Raw genomic sequence first — 8,712 nt, forward strand, 5'->3', positions numbered from 1 at the left:
CCCCAGATCAGCTTCCAGATCCATACCCGGCTCCAACATCTCCGCCGGATAACCCGTCTTCTCCGCCACCACCTCAAGCAACGCATCCAACACAGCGCCACTCACGGCGGGAACCGCAGGAGCAGGCGCAGGAACCTCCACGGACTCGGCGACAACGGGCGCAGGCGCAGGCACCGAGACCCCACCAAGGAACCCGGCGATGTCATCCAGGGTCCGCAGCTCACCCAGACGCTCCGGATCGATGTCCCCCGACACCGGGAACCGCTCCTGCAACGCCCCCATGATCTGAACCCGCTTGATCGAATCGATCCCCAAATCAGTTTCCAGATCCATACCCGGCTCCAACATCTCCGCCGGATAACCCGTCTTCTCCGCCACCACCTCAAGCAACGCATCCAACACAGCGCCACTCACGGCGGGAACCGCAGGAGCAGGCGCAGGAGCAGGAACCTCCGCGGCGACCTCCGCGACCTCCGCGGGCTCGGCGGCGGGCGCCGGCGCGGCGGCCGGCGGGGGTGCGTCGTCACCGCGGAGGGCGTCGATCAGCAGGCGGGTCGCACGCTCGTGGGCGGCCGTGATGGAGCTGCCGTGCTGCTCGATGAGCCGCAGGGCTGCGTCCGTGTCGGGGTGACCGCCCGCGCGGACGGTCCGCTCCAGGGAGGTGATCGCCTCGCGGACGGTGGTGACGTGGGCGTCGAGGATCTCGGCCTGGAGCCCCAGCCCCTCGCGGACGAGGTCGCCGAGGGCGTCGGACGGGGCCGCCTCCACAGCCGCCACCGGCACCGCCACCGGCACCGGCGTCGGCACCGGCGTCGGCGTCGGCACCGGGGCCTGCGCCGCGAGCGTGACCACGGGCTCCGCCAGGGCCTTCGCGTACGCCTCGCGCCGGGCGTCGGAGACGTAGTTGACGCCCCGCAGCGGGATCGTGAGGCCCTTGCGCACAGGTGCCTCCGGGAGCGGCTCGGCGTGGTCGTCGATGCCGGTGACCGGGAGGCCCAGGACGGCCAGTTCGACGGCGGCCCGCTTCAGCGAGACCTCGCCGTCCTTGCTGGGCCCGCCGTCGACCGCGACGGTGACCACGTCGCCGCGCCCGTCGAGGATGCGGTCGACGAGGTCGGACAGCACGCGCTTGGGCCCGAACTCCACGAAGACGCGGTAGCCGTCCGCGTACATCTCCTCGATGCGGGTCTGGAACGCGACGGGCTGCAGCAGCTGCTCGACGAGCGTGGCGCGGTTGGCGTCCGCGTCGGTGCCGTAGGCCGCGCCCGGCGTGTTGGCGTAGACGGGGATGCGCGGTGTGCCGAGGCCGACGCGGTCGACGGCCGCGCGGAAGGCGTCGGCGGCGTGGGCGACGAAGCGGGTGTGGAAGGCAGCGGAGACCGGCAGCCGCTTGGCGGGGATCCGGCGGGCGGCGACGTCGGCGACGAGGCGGTCGACCTCGGCGGTGGGGCCGCCCACGACGATCTGGCCGGGGGCGTTGATGTTGCAGATGGCGACGCTGCGGTAGGTGGCGACGAGCCCCTGCACCTCGCCGAGTTCGGCGCGTATGGCGGCCATGGCGCCCGGGTCGAAGTCGGCGGCGGCCGCGCTCGGCGGGGCCATGGCCAGCCCGCGGGCGCGGGCCAGTTCGGCGAAGCCGTCGTCGTCGAGGGCGCCGGCCGCCCACAGCGCGGTGAGCTCGCCGAAGGAGTGGCCGACGGCGCCGTCGGGGGCGAAGCCCAGCTCGCGGAACCAGGCGAACTGCCCTGCGGACAGGGCGCCGATGGCAGGCTGCGCGAACTCGGTGCGGCGCAGTGCCTCCTCCTGCGCGGTGCGCGTGGCGTCGTCGAAGGCGGGCGGCGGGAAGACGACCCGGCCCAGGGTCTCCGGGCCGGTGCTGATGCGGTTGGCCCTGTCGTAGGCGGCGAGGACGGGGGGCAGGGCGAGGGCGGCCCGGCGGCCCATGCCGACGTACTGGCTGCCCTGCCCGGCGAAGACGGCGGCCGTCTTCGTCCCGGACGGGAGGCCGGCGCGGCGGTAGGTGATGCCCTTGGGGTGCTGCCAGGAGGACGCGTCGGGCTTGGCGCGCAGCAGCTCCACGGCGGCGGCCCGCAGTTCCTCGAAGCCGGCGTCGTCGCGGGCGACGATGCCGAGCCGCGCGTCGCCCGCGGGTATCCAGCCGGCCGGGTCGGGGGCGGCGCCCTGCTCCAGGCGGCGGGCGAGCGCCTCGGGGTCGGCGGCGTGCCACAGGCCGGTGCGGGCGACCGGGCCGAGCACGGTGCGGGCGGCGGCGGGGTCGTGCTCCTCCAGCACCATGTGGAAGTTGGTGCCGCCGAAGCCGAAGGAGGAGACCGCGGCGCGCCGCTTGTCGCGGGCCGGGTCCAGGATCCAGGGGCGGGCCTGGGGGCTGACGTAGAAGGGGGTGCGCGCCGGGTCGACGGCCTCGCTGGGCCGGTCGACGTTGATGGTGGGCGGCAGCACCTTCTGGTGCAGGGAGAGCGCCAGCTTGATGAGGCCGGCCGCGCCCGCGGCGGCCTTGGTGTGCCCGATCTGGGACTTGACGCTGCCGATGGCGGCGTAGCCGAGCTCGCCGGAGCCCGGCTGGTCGCCGACGAAGGACCCGAGGGCGGACAGCTCGGTGTGGTCGCCGACCGCCGTGCCGGTGCCGTGGGCCTCGAAGAGCTCGACGGAGCCGGCGGGCACGGCGGCGTCCTCGTAGGCGCGGCGCAGCGCGAGCTGCTGGCCCTCGGCTCGCGGGGCGTAGATGGACTTGAAGCGGCCGTCGCTGGAGGTGCCGATGCCGCGGAGCACGGCGTAGACGCGGTCGCCGTCGCGCTCCGCGTCGGCGAGCCGCTTGAGGGCGAGCATGCCGATGCCCTCGCCGATCAGCGTGCCGTCGGCGGACTCGTCGAAGGGCTTGATGACCTGGCTCTTCGAGAACGCCGGGGTCTTGCTGAAGCACATGTACATGAGGATGGTGTTCTCGGCGTCGCAGCCGCCGGTGAGCATCAGGTCGGCGCGGCCCTCGATCAGCTCGCTGACGGCGAGCTTGACGGCGGCCAGCGAGCTGGCGCAGGCGGCGTCGACGGTGCAGTTGGTGCCGCCCAGGTCGAAGCGGTTGGCGATGCGCCCGGCGACGACGTTGCCGAGCATGCCGGGGAAGGAGTTCTCCTCCCACGGGACGTAGGCCTTCTTGAAGCGGCGGGCGATCTCCTCGGCGTCGGCCTCGCTCAGTCCGGTGCTGCGCACGACCTCCTTGAGCACGGGCGTCTGCAGGCGCGCGGAGAGCGGCTGGGTGAGGGAGTTGGCGCCGGTGACGCCGAGGATCACGCCGGTCCGGCTCGCGTCGTACCAGTCCGCGCCCTCCGTGCCCGCGTCGCGCAGCACGTCGCGGGCGACGGTCAGCGAGAGCAGCTGGAGGATGTCGGTGACCTCCAGGGTGTTCGGGGGCAGGCCGAACTCCATGGGGTTGAAGGCGACCTCCGGCAGGAACCCGCCGCGTCGGGCGTAGGTCTTGTCCTCGGCGGCGGGGTCCGGGTCGTAGTGGTCGTCGGGGTTCCAGTGGCTCGCCGGGACGTCCTCGATGCAGTCGCGGGCGTCCACGATGTTGTGCCAGAACTCGCGCAGGTCGCGCGACTTGGGGAACAGGCCGGCCAACCCGACGATGGCGATCGGTGTCTCGGCCAGACGTGAGTGATGCACGACGGTCCTCTCGGTCATGGGCGCCGGGTGGCGGGGGCGCGGATCCACGAGTGCTCAGGCGACGGCCGGGGCGGCCAGCAGTCCGGCGAGCACGGCGACGGCGGTGGGCTCCCGGAGCATCGTGTAGTGGTCGCCGGGGACGCCCAGCCGCCGCACGGGGCGGGTGCTGAGCCTGCTCCAGCCGAGGTCACCGCGGTCCGGGAGCAGGGAGCGCTCCGGCTTGACGAGGGTGACCGTGCGGTCGAGCGGAGTAGGTTCGTACGGTGCGGTGCAGCGGTTGTTGCGCAGCAGACCGCCGTGGTAGGCGGCGTAGAGCTTGCGCAGCCCGGCGAGTTCGGTGCCGGGGGGCAGGACGCCCTGGGCGGTGGCCGCGGCCAGCAGCGCGGGCAGGCCCTCGTCGGTGCCGGCGACCGGCGGGACGCTCAGGACGAGGGGGCGGCCGCGCTTGGCGCCGAGGTACATGGCGAACCAGTCGAGCAGCATCGCCGGGTCCAGGAGCTCGTCGGCGCGCTTGAAGGCGGGGACGGGCGCGATGCTGTCGAGGAGGACGAGCTCCTCCAGCCGGGCGCCGTGTCCCGCGGCGTCGAGCCGGGCGGCGACCTCGTAGCCGACGACCCCGCCGAAGGACCAGCCGACCAGCGAGAACGGCGTGTCCGCGGGGGCCGAGGCGGTGATCTCCGCGAGGCAGCGTTCGGCCAGGCCGCCGACGGTGACCCCGCAGGCGTCCGGGTCGAGGGCGGCGGCGAAGAACTCCGGGACGTTGCCGAGGTCGAGCAGGGACAGCGCGGTGTCCTCGGGCAGCCGTTCGGCGAGCGGCTGCCACGCGGTGGGCGCCAGCGCGCCCGGGTGGACGGCGTAGAGCCGGCGGGCCGCCCCGCCGGCCGGCTCGCGCAGCGGCGTGAGGACCGGGCGGGGCGCCGGGCGGGCGGCGGTGCGGTCAGGCCGCTGCGACATGGCGGGCGTTCTCCTCGGCGATGTGCTCGGACAGCGCGGCGATGGTGGGGTGGTACCAGAGCGCGGTCGCCTCCAGCTCGAAGCCGAGCCACTTCTCCAGTTCGCCGGCGAGGATCAGCGCCTCGGTGGAGTCGAGGTCGAACTCGTCGAAGTAGCGGTCGACGTCGATCTGGGACGGCTCGACCTCCAGCCGGACCGCGAGCTTCTCGACCAGCCAGGCCTGCGCTTCCTCGGCGGTGACACGCTGCATGGGGATTCCCTCACTTCACTTCTTGATGTCGCGGGCGATGGACTCGGCGGCCTTGAGCCCGGAGACGTACCCGGCCTCGTGGGAGCCGATCAGGTCGTGGCCGATCTTGGGCGAGTGGAAGTACGAGCCGGCGAGCTTGATCCGGCCGGTGTCGTTGACGGCGTAGATGGTGCGCTGCATGGAGCGCACGTCCAGGTCGATCACCGGATGGGTGAACGGCAGCTCGCGGATGACCAGTTCGTCGCGGGGGACGACCGGGCAGTCGAGGGTGACGAAATAGTCCTCGCGGGCGGTGAAGCCCTGCAGGGAGTTCATGTAGTACGCGACCCAGGTGCGGGTGCGGCCGTCGACGGTCTTCAGGCCGTAGTTCCAGCTCTGCCAGCGGGAGCGGTCCGGCGGCATGCCGGACGGGTCGGTGTGCAGCACGGCCCGGGTGGAGCTGTAGCGGACCTTGCCGAGGACGCCGGCCTGCGCTGCGGTGGGTTGCTCCAGCACGGCCAGGGTCTGGTCGGCGTGCGAGGCGAGCACCGCGTAGTCGTAGCGCTCCTCGCCGGCGGCGGTGCCGATGACGACGCCGCCGTCCGGGCCGGGCTCCTCGCGGACCCGGGTGACCGGGCTGCCGGTGCGGACCTTGCCGTTGATCGCGGCGACGACCCGGCGGACGTACTCGACGCTGCCGCCGGAGACGGTCTTCCACGCCACCGAGCGGCCGCCGAGGCCGCCCGGGTCGTGCGACATGAAGAAGGCGATGACGGTGGTCGCCGGCATCTCCCAGATCAGTTCCGCCGGCACCGACCAGACGGCGGTGGCCAGCAGCACCACGTAGCCGTACTTGAAGGCCTCGGAGTAGCCGCCCCGGTCCAGGTACTCGCCGAGGGCCATGTCGGTGCGCTTGCGCAGGAAGTCGCGGGGGGCCTCGCGGTGGAAGCGCTCGGCGTCCCGCCACAGGGGCAGGAAGTCGGCGGGGTAGCGCCGCGCGATCTCCTCCTCGGTGAGCTCGAACTCGGCGGTGCCGTAGTCGAGTCCGCGGTCGAGGTCGAAGAAGTCGAAGCCGCCGGTGTGGTCCAGGGCGGTGGCCCCGAGCTCCTGGAAGAAGGCGGTCAGCTGCGGGTACGTCCGGGAGTTGAAGACCACGAAGGCGGTGTCGATCCCGATGGTGCGGCCGTCCTCCTCCACCTCGACGGTCAGGGCGTGGCCGCCGGGGCGGTCCTCCTTCTCGTAGACGGTGACTTCGACGTCGTCGGGCAGGTGGTACGCGGCGGACAGACCGGATATGCCGGCTCCGACGACAGCGACACGGGTGGTCATGGCAGGCGGCCCCTCGGCTCGAGCAGTTCTCAGGAACCGGTCGCGTTGGGCGACGGCGGCTGGAGCGCAGAGGGCTGGGACCTCTGAAGGCGTGAAGTCGTCCGTGTCCCGCGCGGATCGGCGCGGCGGGCGGCGCACAGGGAACGTAGGGCGGCGCGGGGCGGAGGGTCAAACACCGCATCACCGACGGTTTCCGGCCCATCGGGGCCGCCGATACGGCCCGTCCCGGGTGTCCGGATCGGTGGCCGGCGGGCACCGGGGGCGCGAACAGGCCAACTGCCGTGCGGACGCGCCGATCGGCGTCCCGGAGGTGTCCGGAAGGCTCACGGGAGGGACTCATGTGGGTGGCGGGAGTTCCCGCCGCGACGGCGCGGTGGACCGCGCACCCGTACCGAAGAGGAGAGAGCCGCCATGCCCACCATTCCCTGGATGCCCGGGGCCGCCGCCGAGGAGTCCGCCGGCTCGGGCGAGGCCGTGGTCATGGCCTCCAAGCTCCAAGTGAAGTCGCTGCTGAGCGTGCCGCGTTTCTTCCTGCTGTCGCTGGTGGTGTGGAAGCAGGTGCGGTCCGCGCCGGGTGTGTACGGCGCCTCGCTGCGCGCGGAGCCGCTGAAGCGGACGTTCTGGACGCTGTCGGCGTGGCGGGACCAGGAGGCGCTGGACGCCTTCGCCCGCACCGACCCGCACGCGCGCGTCGTGGCGCGGCTGCGCAAGGTGATGGACCGCTCGGTGTTCGTCTTCTACCCCACCGCCCGTGACGGGCTGCCCGTGGCCTGGGACGACGCCACCCGGCGCCTGGCCGAGAAGGAGCGGGCCAAGTGAGCACCGTGGCGGGCGCGGCGTCCGCCCAGGCGCCGCAGAAGCCGGTGGTGCCGCGCGGCCGGCTGGTGCTGCTCGCCGCCTGCCTCGGGCTGTTCATGTCGTTCATCGAGGTGACGGCGGCGATCTCGACGCTGCGCGCCCTGCAGGTCGACATGCACGTCGCGCCGGCCGACCTGAGCTGGGTGTCCAGCACCTACACCCTGGTGGTCGCCGCGTGCGTGCTGTCGGGCGGCGCGCTCGGCGAACGCTACGGGCGGCGACGGGTGTTCGTGGCCGGCGTGGTCGCGCTGGCGGCCGGCTCGCTGGTCGTGGCCACCGCCGGCGGCTACCCGCAGGTGCTGGTGGGGCGGGCGGTCAGCGGGATCGGCGGGGCGCTGGTGCTGCCCACCTCGCTGGCGATCATCACGACGACCTTCTTCGTCGACCTGCCGCGCATGCTGCGCTACATCACGGTGTGGGTGTCGGTGTCCGGGCTCGGCCTGGCCGTCGGGCCGCTGCTCGGCGGCGCGTTGCTCGACCGCTTCGACTGGCCCGCGGTCTACCTGGTCAACACCCCGCTCGCGGTGGTCACGGTGGCCGTCGCGCTGTACGCGGTGGGCGAGTCGAAGGTGCCCGACCGCCCGCTGGACCTGCCCGGCCAGGGCCTGTCCGTGCTGGGCCTGGGCACGCTGGTGTACGGGATCGCGGTCGGCGGCCGGACCGGCTACGACGACCCGGTGGTGGTGACGGCGCTGGCGGTGGCCGTCGTGTCGCTGGTCGCGCTGGTGCTGGTGGAGCGGCGTACGGCGATGCCGATGCTGGACGTGCGCATGATGGGCTCGGTGCGGGTGTCGGCGGCGCTGGTGGTGGCCGCGGCGGCGCTGTTCGCGTTCGTCGGGGTCATCTTCCTGCAAGTGCTGTTCCTGCAGCGGGTCCAGGAGGTCGCGCCGATGGCCACGGGGGTGCGGCTGCTGCCCGCGATGGTGTTCTTCGTGCTGTCCACGCTGGCCGCGCAGCGGATCGCCGGGCGGGTCGGCGCGGCCCGTCTGCTGGCCGCGGGTTCGCTGGTGACGGCCGCCGCCGCCGTGGTGCTGGTACGGCAGCAGCCGGACAGCCCGTACGCGGTCACGGCGGTGGGGCTGGCCCTGGTCGGGCTGGGCAGCGGGCTGGTCGTCGCACCGTCGACGGCGGCCGCGTTCGCGGTGGTGCGGCCCGAGCAGATGGGTGCCGCGTCGAACGCCGTCACCGCGTTCCGGCAGATCGGTTCGGTGCTGGCGACCTCGGTGCTCGGCGCCGTCCTGGCGGTCAGGTTCATCGGCGCGCTGCCGGAGCGGCTGACGGCCGCCCATGTGCCGCCGCCGGTCGCCGGGGCGGTCGTGGAGGTGGCGCGCAGCGGCGGGAGCGGCAGCGGCCGCTCGACGCCCGCGGTGACGGAGGCGATCGGCGCGTCCTTCACGGTGGGCATCCACACCGGTCTTCTGGTCGTCGCCGGGGTGTCCTTCGTGGCGGCCGTGCTGGCCGCGGTGTTCCTGGCCCGCAAGCCGGCCGCGGCGTAGCCCGGCGGGCACGCGGGACTTCGGTGCCGGGCCGGGGCGGGGGGGGGGGGGGGGGGGGGCCCCCCCCCCCCCCCCGCGCCGGGGGGGGGGGGGGGCCCCCCCCCCCCCCCGCCCCCCCCCCCCCCCCCGGCCCCCCCCGCGCCCCCCCCCCCCCCCGCGGGGGCG

At 73.9% G+C, this 8,712-nt stretch carries 6 protein-coding genes; 2 read left to right on the plus strand and 4 right to left on the minus strand.

Going from position 1 to position 8,712, the window contains the following annotated elements; genetic code table 11:
* From ACFZAU_RS05035 to ACFZAU_RS05050, 4 genes are all read right to left on the minus strand, one after another.
* On the minus strand, nt 1-3,699 hold a 3,699-nt coding region (locus tag ACFZAU_RS05035), incomplete at its 3' end, for a beta-ketoacyl synthase N-terminal-like domain-containing protein (RefSeq protein WP_500551154.1).
* A 36-nt stretch (nt 3,700-3,735) separates the two neighbouring features.
* Nucleotides 3,736-4,635, minus strand: a complete 900-nt coding sequence (locus ACFZAU_RS05040; RefSeq protein WP_500551155.1) for a thioesterase domain-containing protein — start codon at nt 4,633-4,635, stop codon at nt 3,736-3,738.
* The gene (locus ACFZAU_RS05045) at nt 4,619-4,885 is read right to left on the minus strand and encodes an acyl carrier protein (protein ID WP_499602637.1); all 267 of its coding nucleotides are present in this window, start codon (nt 4,883-4,885) and stop codon (nt 4,619-4,621) included. The genes ACFZAU_RS05040 and ACFZAU_RS05045 overlap by 17 nt, the downstream gene beginning before the upstream one ends.
* Nucleotides 4,886-4,900: 15 nt before the next feature.
* Entirely contained in the window at nt 4,901-6,193 is a 1,293-nt protein-coding gene (locus ACFZAU_RS05050) for an NAD(P)/FAD-dependent oxidoreductase (protein ID WP_500551156.1), read from the minus strand.
* Between the two features lie 411 nt (nt 6,194-6,604).
* On the opposite strand from ACFZAU_RS05050, the gene ACFZAU_RS05055 reads away from it, so the two are divergent.
* Entirely contained in the window at nt 6,605-7,012 is a 408-nt protein-coding gene (locus ACFZAU_RS05055; RefSeq protein ID WP_500551157.1) for a DUF3291 domain-containing protein, read from the plus strand.
* Nucleotides 7,009-8,547, plus strand: coding sequence for an MFS transporter (locus ACFZAU_RS05060; protein ID WP_500551158.1), 1,539 nt, complete (start codon nt 7,009-7,011; stop codon nt 8,545-8,547). The genes ACFZAU_RS05055 and ACFZAU_RS05060 overlap by 4 nt, the downstream gene beginning before the upstream one ends.
* Nucleotides 8,548-8,712: the final 165 nt, after the last annotated feature.

Origin of the sequence: Streptomyces sp. NPDC008238 (assembly GCF_042956445.1) — a bacterium.
Taxonomy (GTDB): domain Bacteria; phylum Actinomycetota; class Actinomycetes; order Streptomycetales; family Streptomycetaceae; genus Actinacidiphila.

Bases quoted from the DNA above. Each gene is read 5' to 3' on its own strand.
- ACFZAU_RS05050 (WP_500551156.1), bottom strand. From the start codon at position 6,193: ATGACCACCCGTGTCGCTGTCGTCGGAGCCGGCATATCCGGTCTGTCC.
- ACFZAU_RS05040 (WP_500551155.1), bottom strand. From the start codon at position 4,635: ATGTCGCAGCGGCCTGACCGCACCGCCGCCCGCCCGGCGCCCCGCCCG.
- ACFZAU_RS05055 (WP_500551157.1), top strand. From the start codon at position 6,605: ATGCCCACCATTCCCTGGATGCCCGGGGCCGCCGCCGAGGAGTCCGCC.
- ACFZAU_RS05045 (WP_499602637.1), bottom strand. From the start codon at position 4,885: ATGCAGCGTGTCACCGCCGAGGAAGCGCAGGCCTGGCTGGTCGAGAAG.